This is a genomic window from Allobranchiibius sp. GilTou38 (assembly GCF_017565325.1).
Lineage (GTDB): Bacteria > Actinomycetota > Actinomycetes > Actinomycetales > Dermatophilaceae > Allobranchiibius > Allobranchiibius huperziae.
Genome location: NZ_JAGEKN010000009.1, coordinates 198,823 through 212,543, shown reverse-complemented (window position 1 = coordinate 212,543; position 13,721 = coordinate 198,823). Strand labels below are relative to the sequence as shown.

Genomic DNA, 13,721 nt, shown 5'->3' with positions numbered 1-13,721 from the left:
ACTGTGACGTCGGTAGCGCTGTCGTGGGGCCCATCAGTCAAGATGGGTCCCATGGCAGGCACCTTGCGGACAGTGGACACCGGGCTCCACGAACCGGGTCCGGAGCTTGCCGACCTGCTCACGGCGGCGGGTCGAGGGGATGAAGACGCGTTCGCGCGGCTCTACGACGCGACCAGTCCCCGCATCAACGGTCTGATCGTCCGACTCATCGTGGACCGGGCGCAGGCCGAGGAGATCACCCAGGAGGTCTTCCTGGAGATCTGGCGCACCAGCCCCAAGTTCGATCCGCAGAAGGGGTCGGCGCTCAGCTGGATGTTCACTCTCGCCCACCGCCGGGCGGTCGACCGTATCCGGTCGGCGCAGGCCACCCGACGGCGGGACGAGACGTACACGCGGGAGTCGCAGGAGACGGCGTACGACTCCACGGTCGATCAGGTGACGGCCTCACTCGACGCAGAACGGGTCCGCAGCGCCCTGGGCACTCTGGGCGAGAACCAGCGGCAGGCCCTCAGCCTGGTGTATTTCGAGGGTCACACGCACGCAGAGGTCGCCGAACGACTCGGCATCCCCCTCGGCACAGCGAAGACACGAATACGCGATGGATTGCAGCGGTTACGCACCGCGATGGGAGGTGAGCGATGACCAACGACACGCACATCGATGCCGTGGGCTACGCCCTCGACGCCGTCGACGACCTGGAACGGGCCCGCTCCGAGCGTCATCTGCAGGACTGCGAGTCCTGCCGCCGCGAGGTGGCCGAGGTCGCCGAACTCACCGTCACACTGGCCTCAGACGTCCCCCCGCTCGCTCCGTCGCCCGACGTGCGTTCCTCGCTGCTGGCGCAGATTCAGCACACCCCGCAGACGCCTTCGTCGCGAGCCGAGCGTTCGATCGGGGCGAGGTCGGCGCGTACGGCGGGCAGGCACCGCCGCGCGGTCCTCGGCCTTGTCGCGGCTGCCGCCGTGGTCGTCGCCGGCGCGGGTGTCATCCACGCCCAGCCGTGGGCCGGCTCGTCGAACGGGGTCACCAACGCGCAGTCCCGGATCGAGCACGCACCCGACGCGACACGCCAGACCGTGCAGTTCCAAGGCGGCACCGTCACCGTGATCAGCTCGCGCTCGCTCAATCAGGCCGTCGCGACCCTGAACAAGGTCGCCGCGACCAAGGGCGACACGACCTATCAGGGCTGGTTCATCAAGAGCGACGGGCCCACCAACGCCGGCATCCTCAAGACCGATCACACCAATCGGCTCACCGCCAACGTCCAGGGCGCCAAGGAGTTCGACATCACCGTCGAACCCGCCGGCGGGTCCCAGGTGCCCACGAAGACGCCCATCCTGGCGCTGCCGCTCACGACGACCTGACGGGCCCCCTCGGGGATCTACCCTGCAGGCATGCTCATGCACCTGCGGCTCACCGTCCCGGACGATCTCAGTGCGTCCGTGGCGGCGTTGCTCTTCGAGCACCCGGCAGCGACCAACCTCTCGAGGGTGCGCGGTGCAAGCCTGCGGCCGCCCGGCGATGTCATCGAGGTGGACGTCGCTCGAGAGGCAACCAGCCAGGTGCTCGACGCGCTGCGCGGCACCGGATTGTGCGACCGGGGAGGGGTGGTCCTGAGTCAACCGTCGGCCACTCCCTTCCGGGCCGCTCGTGAGATCGATCTGGCCGTCGAGGGCGATCCCGACGATGCCGTGGTGTGGGACGTGCTGCTCGAGCAGGCGCAGGACGCCGCACGGCCCACGCTCAGCTATGAGATCTTCCTCGTGATCGCGGTCGCTCTCGCCTCCGTCGCGGTCATCACCGACTCCTCCATCCTGGTGGTGGGCGCGATGGTGGTCGGGCCCGAATTCGCCACCGTGGCGGCGATTTGCACCGGCCTCGCGCTCGGAGGCGGCCGCCTGGCGCTGCGGAGCATCGCCGTCCTACTCGGCAGCTTCGCGTTCGCGGTCGCCGTCATCTCCCTGATCGCCGTGCTCGCGCGTTTCGCCGGGATCGTCCACCCCGAGATGGTGGCTCGCGCACGTCCGCAGACGCAGTTCATCTGGCAACCGAACACGTGGTCGTTCGTCGTAGCCCTTCTGGCGGGGGCGGCGGGCGTGCTCGCTCTGTCCGTCGAGAAGGCGCAGGCGATGGTCGGGGTGTTCATCTCAGTCACCACGGTCCCGGCGGCCGGCAACTTCGCGCTGGCGCTCGGCCTGTGGGTGCCCCACGAGATGTCGGGGTCGGCTGCTCAGCTGGGCCTCAACCTGGTAGGCATGGTCGCGGCGGGCACGCTGACCCTGATCGTGCAACGTCGCGCGTGGCACCACGTCCAACGAGTGGTCAAGCCGGTCCTCCGTGCAGGGCGCGCCTGAGTCGGATCGCCACATTGTCGGTGCACCGTGCCACGCTCCGTCCATGACTGTGATGGAGGCTCTTCTCGCTGGTGCCGTGATCGGCGCGCTGATGGCCGTGATGACGCTACGTGCGGTGTACCTCGCCCGCGGCGTCGCGCTCACGACCGAGCGCGACCTGCTGCGCGAGCGAATCGTCGACCTGGAACTGGCCGACCGCGACGACCAGCGCACCGCGGGTGTCCTCGCCCCATTGGGCGAAACGCTCCTGCGCGTCGAGCGCCAGGTGGGAGTGCTCGAACGCGACCGCCTGGCGCAGTGGGGCGAGCTCGGGGCACGACTGGATCAGGTGGGGGCGACCACCACCCGTCTGCAGCAGGAGACGGCCGCGCTGGCCGGGGCCCTCAAGTCCTCCAACATCAGCGGCACCTGGGGTGAGACCCAGCTGCGGCGCCTGCTCGAACACGCGGGAATGCTGTCCCGCTGCGACTTCGAGGAGCAGGTCGGCGCACGGGCCCGGGACGGCGTCGCGGTGCGCCCGGACGTCGTGGTCCACCTGCCGGGCGAGCGCACGCTGGTGATCGACAGCAAGGCGCCCCTGACCTCCTACCTGGCCGCCCAGCGCGAGGGCATCGACGACGCCGCGCGCTCGGCGGCGCTGCGGGCGCACGCCCGTGCCCTCAGCGGGCACCTGGACGCGCTCGCCGCCAAGGGCTACTGGGCCGCCTTCGCCGGCTCTCCGGAGATGGTGGTGGCGTTCGTCCCGTCCGACGCGGTGCTGTCAGCGGCCCTGCTGGCCGATCCGGCGATCTTCGAACGCGCCATCTCCCGCCGGGTGGTGCTCGCGTCGCCGAGCACTCTGCTGGCTCTCCTGCGCACGGTCGCATTCAGTTGGCAGCAGGACGACCTCAACGCCAACGCCAGGGAACTGCTGGAGCTGGGCAGGACGCTCTACGAACGGCTGGCGACCCTCGGGCGACACACCGACAAGCTCGGAAGCTCGCTGCACCGATCGGTCGAGGCCTACAACGCACTGCTCGGCACCATGGAGAGCCGGGTGCTGGTGACCGCCCGCAAGATGCACGAACTCGGGCTGGCAGATCAGCCCCCGGCCGCCCCGTCTCCCCTGCAGGACGCCGTACGCCCGCTCACGGCACGGGAACTCATCGACGCGGTCGACCGCGACATGGAGCAGGCCGGTGAGAGCGCCCGCCCCCAGCTCGACTTCCGCGCCGGGGTGTCAGGCGACGGGGGTGAGGCTCAGCGCAGCGCGCCGGCGTCGTGACGCACCTTGTCGTCGCCGTTGCCCGCGAGCTTCAGGTCACGGCGCAACTCGTTCGGCAGCGCGAAGAGCAAGCTCTCCTGCGCGGCCTGCACGGCCGTGACGTCTTCGTAACCGCGTGCGGCCAGATAGTCCAGCACGTCCCGCACCAGCACCTCCGGCACCGACGCACCCGACGTCACGCCCACGGTCGTGACGCCGTCGAGCCAGCTCTCGTCGATCTCGTCGGCGTAGTCCACCAGGTGACCCGCGCGCGAACCGTGCTCGAGCGCGACCTCGACGAGGCGGACGGAGTTGGAGGAGTTGCGGCTGCCGACCACGATCATCAGGTCGGTGTCCGGCGCCATCTGCTTGACCGCCAACTGGCGGTTCTGAGTGGCGTAACAGATGTCGTCCGACGGCGGATCCTGCAGCTTCGGAAACTTCTCCCGCAGTCGCCGCACGGTCTCCATCGTCTCGTCCACCGACAGTGTGGTCTGGGAGAGCCACACGACCTTGTCCGGGTCGCGCACGGTGACCTCGTCGACGTGGTCGGGGCTCTGCACCAGCGTGATGTGCTGGGGCGCCTCCCCCGCGGTCCCCACCACCTCCTCGTGGCCCTCGTGGCCGATGAGCAGGATGTCGAAGTCGTCGTTCGCGAAGCGCACGGCCTCGCGGTGCACCTTGGTGACCAGCGGGCAGGTGGCGTCGATCGTCTTCAGCTTGAGGGCAGCGGCCTCCTCGTGCACCACCGGCGCCACGCCGTGCGCGGAGAAGATCACCGTCGCGCCCTCGGGCACCTCGTCGGTCTCCTCCACGAAGATCGCGCCGCGCTTCTCCAGCGTGGTCACGACGTGCTTGTTGTGCACGATCTCCTTACGCACGTAGACCGGCGGGCCGTAGAGGTCGAGCGCCTTCTGCACGGTCACCACGGCGCGGTCCACTCCGGCGCAATACCCTCGCGGGGCGGCGAGCAGGACCCGCTTGGTGCGCGAGCGTGCGGCCGCCACTGGAGTGTTTGTCATACCCATCAGTCTACGGTGGCCGCGTGACCGCGCCGCTTCCGGAGAAGGCCGCCGATACCACCGCCGAGCAGCCCTGGCCGGTGCGCACCCTGTCGATGCGGATCAGCGAGTACGTCGACAAGATGTCGCCGCTGTGGGTCGAGGGCCAGATCGTGCAGTTGCAGCGGCGACCGGGCGCTCCGACCTGTTACGTCACTCTGCGCGACCCCGACGTGGACATGTCGCTGTCGGTGACGGTGCACGTCAACACCCTCGATGCGATGGGTCCGGGCATCGGACCCGGCGCCCGGGTGGTGGTGCAGGCCAGGCCGACGTTCTGGACCAAGCGCGGTTCTCTGCACCTGGACGCCCGGCAGATGCGACCGGTCGGCGTCGGCGATCTCCTGCTGCGCCTGGAGCACCTCAAACAGCTGCTACGCAGCGAAGGGCTCTTCGACGCCTCCCGCAAACGTCCGCTGCCGTTCCTTCCGCGCCGGGTCGGCCTGATCTGCGGTCGTGCGAGCGCCGCCGAGAAGGACGTCGTGGAGAACACCCGGCTGCGCTGGCCCGCAACGCAGTTCGAGATCCGGCAGGTAGCCGTGCAGGGGCCGGGCACTGTCGAGCAGGTGGGTGCGGCCCTGGCCGAGCTGGATGCCGCGCCGGACGTCGACGTCATCGTGATCGCCCGGGGCGGTGGCGCGTTCGAGGATCTGCTGCCCTTCAGCAACGAGGCCCTGCTACGCGCGGTCTCCGCCGCGCGCACCCCGGTGGTGAGCGCCATCGGGCACGACGTCGACACACCGCTGCTCGACTTCGTGGCGGATCTGCGCGCCTCGACCCCCACCGACGCCGCACGCCGGGTCGTGCCCGACCTGGCCGAGCAGCATGCTGGGCTGGACAGGCTGCTCGATCGAGCCGCGCGCTCACTGCGTCACCACGCAGCCATCGAGCGACGGCACCTGGATCAGCTGTGCGCGGCTGCGGCGCTGCGCGACCCGATCACCATGGTGACGCGCCGGGCGGACGCGGTGCAGCAACTGCGCGCACGCTCCTCCTCCGTCGTGACCCGCCGTCTGGACCGGGCGCATGATCAGGTGGGTCACCTCGCCGGTCAGCTGCGGGCGCTGTCGCCCTGGGAGGTGCTCCAACGCGGTTACGCCGTCGTGCGCACCCAGGACGGCGAGGTCGTCACCGACGTCGCCCAGGTGGCGCCGTCCGATCTTCTGCGGGTCACCGTCGCCCAGGGCGACTTCGCGGTGCGCCCGGTGACGAAGCCGTGAGGCGCGCACGACGCGCGAACCTACCGCCCGACCCGTACGCACGACACGACCGTCGACCATCCGAGGAAATGGAGCTCTAGATATGGCCACCACCGAGCAGAAGGCCGCCGACGGCGCGGACGAGGCACCGGCCGCCGGCGCCCACTACGACATCACCCACCTGGGGTATGAGGAGGCGCGCGATCAATTGGCCGCGATCGTGACCCGGTTGGAGAGCGGCGAGCCGAGCCTCGAGGACAGCATGCGGCTGTGGGAACGCGGCGAGGCGCTCGCCGCGCACTGCCAGAAGTGGCTCTCGAACGCCGAGCAGCGGATCGACGCGATGACCGCCGACCGGGACTGACCGGCACCCACCGGGCAGGCTTAAAGGAGGCTCAGGGCTCGACCGCTCGGCCGGCACGCGACACCGCGAGCCTGCCCGACAACGCCTCCGCACCCGCGAGCACCGCGGTCAGGATGCCGAGCCCGGCCGAGACGCTCACGCCGTACTCGAAGGCCTGGGAGAAATCGCCCCGGCTGCTCGCCAACTGGCCGAAAAACACCGAGCCGACGACCGCGATGCCGAGTGCCGTCCCGGTGCGCTGGAACACCTGGTACGCCGCGCCGGCCGAACTCGCCTGCTCCACCGGCACCTGGGAGACCACCCGCGTCTGGTTGGCGGGCAGCACCAGCCCGTTGCCGAAACCGGCCACCACGAGCGGCACCGCGATCCACCAGCCGACGTGCGAACCGGACTCGATCTGCACCGCGAGGATCGTCAGCAGCAGGCCGGCGGCGAAGAGCAGCGACCCCGTCACTAGGAAGGCGATGGGGTGGTCGGGGCCCTTGGAGCCCGACAGGCGCGATGCCGGGATCGTGGCCGCGGCGAATGCCGTGACCGTCAGTCCCGCCTGCCACGCGGAGTAGCCCTGACCCATCTGCAGATAGACGGTGAGCACGAAGAAGATCGAGGTGAAGGCGCCGAAGTAGAGCAGCCCGGTCACCGAACCGAAGCTGAAGCTACGCAGCGAGAACAGCCGCAGATCGAGCACCGGCGCCCTGCCCCGGGACTCCACGCGGCGTTCCCACAGGACGAAGAGGGCCAGGAAGAGCACGGCGACCGCGTACAACGGGTAGCGCACCGCGCCGGACCACTCCCGTTGCTCCACCAACGGCAGCAGCAGCGAGACGATCCCGACGCAGAACAGCAGCGAGCCGACCGGGTCGAGCTGGGGGCGCCGACCGGTGCCGCGGCTGCTCGTCACGCCGGCCCGGGTGAGCAGACGCGCGGCGAACGGGATCGCCACCATGCCGATGGGCAGGTTGACGAAGAAGACCGTGCGCCAGCCGTGTTCGGTACCGAACAGGGCGATGAGTCCGCCACCTGCCAGCGGCCCCGCGGCGGTCGAGACGCCCGCGATCGCCCCGAAGTAGCCGAAGGCCCGGCCGCGCTCGGGACCGCGGAAGAGCTGCTGGATGATGCCGTTGACCTGCGGGGTGAGCAGTCCGGCGAAGATGCCCTGCAGCAGCCGGAAGACGACGATCGCGAGCGGGGACCAGGCCAGCCCGCACGCGACGCTGGCGATCACGAAGCCGGTGATCCCGATGAGGAACATCGTGCGCCGCGAGTAGGCGTCCCCGAGCCGGCCGGCAGGGACGAGCACGAGGCCGAACGTCACGGCGTATCCCGACAGCACCCACTGCAGATCGGACGACGTCGCCTTGAGACCCTCCTGCATGGAGGGCAGGGCGACGTTGACGATGCTCACGTCGAGCAGGCACATGAACACCGCGCCGAGGCAGACGTAGAGCGCGAGCCATCGCGCGGGGTTGCTGCCCTCGGGGTACCCGTCGGCGTCTGTCACGACGTCGGGTGCAGCGTGCTGTGGCTGAGCGGCCGAAGGGACTTGGCGAACAAGGTCAGCTGCGACCACGGCGCGGTCCCGATCACGGCGGTGTGCAGGCCGCCGAGCGGGGTGGAGCGCACCAGCGCGCGCTGCTCGCCGTCGTTGCGGTCGTAGCGCGTCCAGGTGGCGCCGCCGAGGGAGACCGTGCCGACCTTCTTGGCGGCTCCGGTCTGGCGTGTCACCCACGAGCGATCGTCACTGCTGGTCTGCACGACCGCGGCGTAGTGAGTGCCGGGGGTGGTGTAGCCCGCCTGCCAGGTGTCCGGCGGGTCGTCGGTCATGAGCGTCACGTTGGTGGCCGTCCAGCCCTTCGGCAGCCCGTCGGCGACGGCGACGTCCCACTTCTGATCGATGCCGACCTCCCGGGCGATCGCCGCGACGTTCGCGACCGGTTGCTGGACCGAGCCCACCCGGGGCACGAGCGCGATCAGCACCAGACAGCCCGCGATCAGTACGATCATCGAGATCACCATGTTCTTCGCGGTGCCGCTCATCCCGCGCCGTGCGGGGGCCGGTGCGCCGGCCTGAGCCTGCGCGGAGGGTGGAGTGCTCACCCCTCCATCGTCGCCCATGGCCGAGCGCCAGGCGCAGCCGCCCGTCGACTCACCCCCGATAGACTCACCGAGCGAGATCGAGGGGCCCCGCTGGCGGGCCCGACCCGCCGACCGAGGAGTCGCATGTCCACCGATGAGGCAAGCCGTCACAGCGCCGAGGTGCCGGATCGCAACCTGGCACTGGAGCTGGTGCGGGTCACCGAGGCAGCCGCCATGGCCGGCGGCCGCTGGGTCGGGCGCGGTGAGAAGAACGACGCCGACGGCGCGGCCGTGGCCGCGATGCGCCGGGTCATCTCCTCGGTCGCGATGAACGGTGTGGTCGTCATCGGCGAGGGCGAGAAGGACGAGGCGCCGATGCTCTTCAACGGCGAGCACGTCGGTGACGGGACGGGGCCGGGCGTCGACGTCGCCGTCGACCCGATCGACGGCACCACCCTCACCGCCAAGGGCATGAGCAACGCGGTGTCGGTGATGGCGGTGAGCGAGCGCGGCTCGATGTACGACCCCAGCTCGGTCTTCTACATGGACAAGCTCGCTGCCGGGCCGGACATCGCCGACGTCGTCGACATCCGCCTCCCCGTGGCCGAGAACATCCGGCGGGTGGCCAAGGCCAAGCGAGTGAGCGCCGCCGACGTCACGGTGGTCGTGCTCGACCGGCCGCGTCACGAGCAGCTCGCGAGCCAGATCCGCGACGCGGGGGCGCGCATCCGCTACATCGCCGACGGCGACGTAGCGGGCGCGATCATGGCCGCACGACCCGACACCGGCATCGACCTGCTGCTCGGCATCGGTGGCACTCCCGAAGGCATCATCACGGCGTGCGCGATGAAGGCCCTGGGCGGCACCATCCAGGGCATCCTCGCGCCGAAGGATGACGACGAACGCCAGAAGGCCATCGACGCCGGCCTGCACCTGGACACCGTGCTCAGCACCGACGAGCTCGTCCGCGGCGACAACGCCTTCTTCGTCGCGACCGGCATCACCGACGGTGAGTTGCTGCGCGGGGTGCGCTACCGGGCCGACGGATGCTTCACCCAGTCGTTGGTGATGCGCTCCAAGAGCGGGACGATCCGGTTGATCGACGCGCATCACTCGCTGGCCAAGCTGCACGAGTACGCGACCGCGGCGGGCTGAGGAAACCGCCGTGCACGCCTCGACGTTGGTCATCGGTGAGGCCCTGATCGACATCGTGCGCCGCCCGGACGGGTCGGAGCGCGAACACGTCGGCGGCTCCCCGTTCAACACCGCGGTCGGCCTGGCCAGGCTCGGCCACCCCGTCTCGCTCGCGACGTACATCGGCGACGACGAGCGCGGTCTGGCCATCAGCGACGCCCTGGCCGTCGACGGCGTGGACCTCACACCGGGAAGCGTGAGCGCGGCCCGGACTCCGACCGCTCTTGCGACGTTGAACGAATCTGGCGCTGCCACTTACGAGTTCGATCTGGCCTGGGATCCCTCAACCCCGCTCCCGGGAGGGCGGGGGCATCTGCACACCGGATCCATCGCCACCGCCCTGCAACCGGGCGCCAGCGCCGTCCGGGACGCCGTGGTCGCCCATCGCGCGCAGGGCACCGTCTCCCTCGACCCGAACCCGCGGCCGACGATCATCGGGGAGGCCGCGTCGGTCCGCTCCGGCATCGAGGAGCTCGTCGGGCTGTCCGACGTGGTCAAGGCCAGCGACGAGGACATAGCGTGGCTGTACGGCGACGGAGTCGAGCTCGGCGAGGTGCTGCGCCTGTGGGGTCAGTTGGGTCCGTCGCTGGTGGTCGCCACCCGCGGTGGCGACGGCGCGCTCGTGCATCTGAGCGGCACCGGTGAGCTGGTCGACGTGCCGGGTCGGCGGGTGGACCTGGTCGACACCGTGGGTGCCGGCGACTCGTTCATGTCCGGGATGCTGTCGCAGCTGTTGGACGATGGGCTGCTCGGCGGCGCCGACGCCAGGGAACGCCTGCGCGCGGCAGGTCGCGACGCGTTCATGGCCGCTGTCGATCGTGGGATCGCGACGTCGGCAGTGACCGTCTCGCGGGCCGGGTCGCAGCCGCCGACCAGGGCCGAGCTGGGTCTACCGGGGCCCGGGACGGACTGAGAGGTCGTCGACCGACGCGTCGGAGGGCATCTCTATGGCGAGGCGGACGGCGGCCGCGATCGACGACGGTCGGATGTAGAGGCCGCCGTCGTACTGGCCGCCCTGGCCCTCGACCAGCTCGCGCTGCATGTCGGTGTCGACGCGTCCGGGGTAGATCGTGGTGACCCGCACCCCGTGCTCGCGCTCCTGCTCGCGCACCGAGTCGGCCAACGCGCGCACGGCGAACTTGCTGGCCGAGTAGAGCGCGGAATCGACGCGCGCGGTGAGACCGGAGCCGGAGTTGATCACGACGACGGTGCCCCTGACACGGCGCAGCTGCGGCAGGAGCAGGCGGGTGAGGTCCGCCACCGCCACGACGTTCAGCTCCATCGTGCGACGCCAGTCGGCGCGGCTCAGCGACGTCAGCGGTCCGTGCCCCATCACACCGGCCGAGTGCACGACGGCGTCGAGCTCGCCGATGGATTCCACGGCGGCGGCGGTTGCTTCCTCGTTCGCAAGATCTGCCACGAAGGGCTCGGCCGAGCGCAGGGCGCCGCAGGTCTGCTTCACCGACGCCTCGTCACGACCACCGATCAGCAGGTGGTGACTGGCGGACAGGCTCTCGGCGACGGCCCGACCGATCCCTCGGGTTCCGCCGGTGATCAGGATTGTCTTGCCAGTGCCGCTCATGGGGGCACCCTACGAAACGCGGTGCGCCCCCTCACCACCGCAGGCCCGCCTTCAACAGCGCGGCCTCGACGTGCAGCCGCTCCTCGCGCGTCAGGGGCGGACGTGCGGGATGCGGCAGTTCGAGCGCGGCGCAGCACTCCAGCAGGACATCCTCGTAGGCCAGCTCGATCGCCGTCAGGCGGCGTTTGCGGGCCGGCCCCCCGCCTGCCCGCACCAGTTGCAGCTCCGAACCCAGCCGGTGCAGATCGTCGGCAAGCCGCTCGATCGGCCGGTGGGTGGTGTGCAATGCCTGTGCTCCCCGGCGCAGCCGACGAAGCAACCACGGGACCTTGAACGCCAGGCTGATCACCGCGGCGGGCACGATGCATATCAGCAGGTACTCGACCACGCGCATCCGGCCTCCCCGCCGTACCCGCAGGGCCGGACCCATGGATGGGACCCGGCCCTGCGGTACTACTGTCCTGCCGATCGATCAGGAGGCCTGCCGCGGCTCCGCACTCTGCGCAGCCGCGTTCGACTCACGGGTGCGTGCCCGCTCGAGGGCGGCCTTGCGCTGCTCCTCGTTGTCCCGGGCGATCTCGGCGGCGCGGTCGTCGTCGCGGGTCAGGCAGTCGCCGGACTCCGGGTCGAAGACGTGCATGAACGACGGGTCGAAGACCAGATCGGCTTCCTGTCCCTCCCGCACCCGTGAGCGCGAGTCGAGGTTGACGACCATCTGGGTGCGCATCCCCTCACCGTCCAGGTCGCGGTCCAACTCCTCCAAGGTGCCCTGCAGGGACGGGTCGGAGTCGAACGGGATGTAGGCGTACTGCTCGTTACCCAGCCACTCCGTCACGTCGACCACGGCCTTGAACGGCACACCGTGGGAGATGTTGTCGCCGAGCGAGGCGTCCTTGATGTGCTCGGGCCGCAGACCCACGATGACCGCGCTCTTACCCTTGACCTTCTCCGCCAGCTCACCGGACAGCTCGACGTCGGCGATGGGCATCTTGAGGGTGTTGCCCTCGACCCGGGCGGGCAGGAAGTTCATCGGCGGCGAGCCGATGAAGCCGGCCACGAACAGGTTGACCGGCTGTTCGTAGAGCTCCCGCGGCGACGCGCACTGCTGCAGGACGCCCTTCTTCAGCACGGCGACCCGGTCGCCCAGGGTCATGGCCTCGGTCTGATCGTGGGTGACGTAGAGCGTGGTCACGCCGAGACGGCGCTGCATGCGCGCGATCTCGGTGCGCATCTGGCCGCGCAGCTTGGCGTCCAGGTTGGACAGCGGCTCGTCGAAGAGGAACGCGTCGGCCTCCCGGACGATCGCGCGGCCCATCGCGACGCGCTGGCGCTGACCACCGGACAGGTTCGCCGGCTTGCGCTCGAGGTGCTCGCGCAACTCCAGCATGTCGGCCGCGTCGTTGACCTTCTGCTTGATCTCGTTGTCACTGTGCTTGCCCTTGGCGAGGCGCAGCGGGAACGCGATGTTCTCGAAGACGGTCAGGTGCGGGTAGAGCGCGTAGTTCTGGAACACCATGGCCAGGTTGCGGTCCCGCGGCGCCAGGTCGTTGACCCGCTTGCCGTTGATGTCCAGTTCGCCGGAGGTGATGTCCTCCAGCCCGACGACCATCCGCAACAGCGTGGACTTCCCGCAGCCGGACGGTCCGACGAGGATCATGAATTCGCCGTCGGCGATGTCGAGCGAGATGTCGTTGACGGCGGGGAACCCGTCGCCGTACTTCTTGACGAGGTTCTTCAATTCGATGCTTGACACTGGCTAGCTCCTTCGTGCGATGCGGCGGGTAGGCCGGTCAGCCCTTGACGGCGCCGGAGGTGAGTCCGGCGACGATCCGGCGCTGGAAGAGCAGCACCAGGATGACGACGGGAATGGTGACGATGACCGCTGCCGCACAGATGGCACCGGTCGGCTGCGTGAACTGGCTGGCTCCGGTGAAGGAGTTCAGTGCGGCCGGGACGGTCTGTGCGCGGGCGGCGGTCAGGTTGCTGGAGAAGACGAAGTCGTTCCAGGCCGTGAAGAAGGCGATGATGGCCGTGGTGAAGACTCCCGGCGCGGCCAGCGGGGCGACGACCTTGACGAACGCCTGCCAACTGCTGGCGCCGTCGACCTGCGCGGCCTGCTCCATCTCCCACGGGATCTGCTGGAAGAAGGCCGACAGGATCCAGATCGACAACGGCAGCGTCAGCGTGATGTAGGGGATGATCAGGCCGGGCAGAGTGTCGAACAGGTGCAGGATGCGCCACAGGTTGAACAGCGGCGTGACCATCGCGATGACCGGGAAGAACGACACGGTCAGAGAAACCACGAGAATCGCCTTCTTGCCGGGGAAGTCCAGCCGGGCGATCGCGTACGCGCAGAACGTGGCCAGGATGACGCTGATGAACGTGGCGACCACGCACACGACGACGGAGTGCCACAACGCCGGCACGAACAGGTCCTTCGCGCCCCCGGTGAAGATGAGGCTGTAGTTGTCCCAGGAGATGCTCTTGGGCCAGAAGTTGCCGAAGACGTTCTGCTGCTGGTCGGCCAGTGCCGCCGTGCTCTTCAGCGAGGTCGCGACGATCCAGACGATCGGGATGAGCGTCCACAGCATGATCGGCACGGAGACTCCGGCGAGACCCCACTTGGTCCTGCCGCTCATTCTGGTGTC

General features: G+C 69.6%; 15 protein-coding genes. 8 read left to right on the top strand and 7 right to left on the bottom strand.

Going from position 1 to position 13,721, the window contains the following annotated elements:
* Positions 1-51 precede the first annotated feature (51 nt).
* The 4 genes from sigK to JOB34_RS13945 are packed head-to-tail and all read left to right on the top strand — an operon-like array spanning position 52 to position 3,618.
* Positions 52-642 carry an ECF RNA polymerase sigma factor SigK gene (gene sigK / locus JOB34_RS13960; protein WP_243758102.1) on the top strand — a complete coding sequence of 197 codons (591 nt, stop codon included), beginning with the start codon at positions 52-54 and terminating at the stop codon, positions 640-642.
* Positions 639-1,364 (top strand): anti-sigma factor, encoded by a 726-nt coding sequence (locus JOB34_RS13955; protein ID WP_208053248.1) that lies wholly within the window; start codon positions 639-641, stop codon positions 1,362-1,364. The genes sigK and JOB34_RS13955 overlap by 4 nt, the downstream gene beginning before the upstream one ends.
* Before the next feature lie 30 nt (positions 1,365-1,394).
* On the top strand, positions 1,395-2,354 hold the full coding sequence (locus JOB34_RS13950; protein WP_208053247.1) for a DUF389 domain-containing protein: 960 nt from the start codon (positions 1,395-1,397) through the stop codon (positions 2,352-2,354).
* Between the two features lie 43 nt (positions 2,355-2,397).
* The gene (locus JOB34_RS13945; RefSeq protein ID WP_208053246.1) at positions 2,398-3,618 is read left to right on the top strand and encodes a DNA recombination protein RmuC; all 1,221 of its coding nucleotides are present in this window, start codon (positions 2,398-2,400) and stop codon (positions 3,616-3,618) included.
* Here the strand turns inward: JOB34_RS13945 and JOB34_RS13940 are convergent.
* On the bottom strand, positions 3,594-4,619 hold the full coding sequence (locus JOB34_RS13940) for a 4-hydroxy-3-methylbut-2-enyl diphosphate reductase (RefSeq protein ID WP_208053245.1): 1,026 nt from the start codon (positions 4,617-4,619) through the stop codon (positions 3,594-3,596). The two genes, JOB34_RS13945 and JOB34_RS13940, sit on opposite strands and share 25 nt — an antisense overlap.
* Before the next feature lie 23 nt (positions 4,620-4,642).
* Between JOB34_RS13940 and xseA the strand changes: the two genes are divergently transcribed.
* On the top strand, positions 4,643-5,878 hold the full coding sequence (gene xseA, locus JOB34_RS13935; RefSeq protein WP_208053244.1) for an exodeoxyribonuclease VII large subunit: 1,236 nt from the start codon (positions 4,643-4,645) through the stop codon (positions 5,876-5,878).
* Between the two features lie 82 nt (positions 5,879-5,960).
* Positions 5,961-6,221, top strand: coding sequence for an exodeoxyribonuclease VII small subunit (locus JOB34_RS13930; RefSeq protein ID WP_208053243.1), 261 nt, complete (start codon positions 5,961-5,963; stop codon positions 6,219-6,221).
* Between the two features lie 31 nt (positions 6,222-6,252).
* Here JOB34_RS13930 and JOB34_RS13925 read toward each other — a convergent pair whose 3' ends face one another.
* Together JOB34_RS13925 and JOB34_RS13920 are read right to left on the bottom strand one after the other, a co-directional pair.
* A complete protein-coding gene (locus JOB34_RS13925) occupies positions 6,253-7,722 on the bottom strand; it encodes an MFS transporter (RefSeq protein WP_208053242.1) in 1,470 nt (489 codons plus the stop codon).
* Positions 7,719-8,318, bottom strand: a complete 600-nt coding sequence (locus JOB34_RS13920; RefSeq protein ID WP_208053241.1) for a DUF4245 domain-containing protein — start codon at positions 8,316-8,318, stop codon at positions 7,719-7,721. Before JOB34_RS13920 ends, JOB34_RS13925 begins: the two co-directional genes overlap by 4 nt.
* A gap of 123 nt (positions 8,319-8,441) precedes the next feature.
* Between JOB34_RS13920 and glpX the strand changes: the two genes are divergently transcribed.
* Together glpX and JOB34_RS13910 are read left to right on the top strand one after the other, a co-directional pair.
* Positions 8,442-9,452 (top strand): class II fructose-bisphosphatase, encoded by a 1,011-nt coding sequence (glpX, locus tag JOB34_RS13915; RefSeq protein ID WP_208053240.1) that lies wholly within the window; start codon positions 8,442-8,444, stop codon positions 9,450-9,452.
* Positions 9,453-9,462: 10 nt separating this feature from the next.
* Positions 9,463-10,404: a carbohydrate kinase gene (locus JOB34_RS13910; protein WP_208053239.1), complete on the top strand. Its 942-nt coding sequence runs from the start codon at positions 9,463-9,465 to the stop codon at positions 10,402-10,404.
* Here the strand turns inward: JOB34_RS13910 and JOB34_RS13905 are convergent.
* The 4 genes from JOB34_RS13905 to JOB34_RS13890 form a co-directional block, all read right to left on the bottom strand.
* Entirely contained in the window at positions 10,381-11,073 is a 693-nt protein-coding gene (locus JOB34_RS13905; RefSeq protein WP_208053238.1) for an SDR family oxidoreductase, read from the bottom strand. The two genes, JOB34_RS13910 and JOB34_RS13905, sit on opposite strands and share 24 nt — an antisense overlap.
* Positions 11,074-11,104: 31 nt before the next feature.
* The gene (locus JOB34_RS13900) at positions 11,105-11,467 is read right to left on the bottom strand and encodes a hypothetical protein (protein WP_208053237.1); all 363 of its coding nucleotides are present in this window, start codon (positions 11,465-11,467) and stop codon (positions 11,105-11,107) included.
* A 78-nt stretch (positions 11,468-11,545) separates the two neighbouring features.
* The gene (ugpC, locus tag JOB34_RS13895) at positions 11,546-12,826 is read right to left on the bottom strand and encodes a sn-glycerol-3-phosphate ABC transporter ATP-binding protein UgpC (RefSeq protein WP_208053236.1); all 1,281 of its coding nucleotides are present in this window, start codon (positions 12,824-12,826) and stop codon (positions 11,546-11,548) included.
* Positions 12,827-12,863: 37 nt separating this feature from the next.
* Positions 12,864-13,712 (bottom strand): carbohydrate ABC transporter permease, encoded by an 849-nt coding sequence (locus JOB34_RS13890; RefSeq protein ID WP_208053235.1) that lies wholly within the window; start codon positions 13,710-13,712, stop codon positions 12,864-12,866.
* Positions 13,713-13,721 lie beyond the last annotated feature (9 nt).

Bases quoted from the DNA above. Each gene is read 5' to 3' on its own strand.
- sigK (WP_243758102.1), top strand. From the start codon at position 52: ATGGCAGGCACCTTGCGGACAGTGGACACCGGGCTCCACGAACCGGGT.
- JOB34_RS13955 (WP_208053248.1), top strand. From the start codon at position 639: ATGACCAACGACACGCACATCGATGCCGTGGGCTACGCCCTCGACGCC.
- JOB34_RS13950 (WP_208053247.1), top strand. From the start codon at position 1,395: ATGCTCATGCACCTGCGGCTCACCGTCCCGGACGATCTCAGTGCGTCC.
- JOB34_RS13945 (WP_208053246.1), top strand. From the start codon at position 2,398: ATGACTGTGATGGAGGCTCTTCTCGCTGGTGCCGTGATCGGCGCGCTG.
- JOB34_RS13940 (WP_208053245.1), bottom strand. From the start codon at position 4,619: ATGACAAACACTCCAGTGGCGGCCGCACGCTCGCGCACCAAGCGGGTC.
- JOB34_RS13930 (WP_208053243.1), top strand. From the start codon at position 5,961: ATGGCCACCACCGAGCAGAAGGCCGCCGACGGCGCGGACGAGGCACCG.
- glpX (WP_208053240.1), top strand. From the start codon at position 8,442: ATGTCCACCGATGAGGCAAGCCGTCACAGCGCCGAGGTGCCGGATCGC.
- JOB34_RS13905 (WP_208053238.1), bottom strand. From the start codon at position 11,073: ATGAGCGGCACTGGCAAGACAATCCTGATCACCGGCGGAACCCGAGGG.
- JOB34_RS13900 (WP_208053237.1), bottom strand. From the start codon at position 11,467: ATGCGCGTGGTCGAGTACCTGCTGATATGCATCGTGCCCGCCGCGGTG.
- JOB34_RS13890 (WP_208053235.1), bottom strand. From the start codon at position 13,712: ATGAGCGGCAGGACCAAGTGGGGTCTCGCCGGAGTCTCCGTGCCGATC.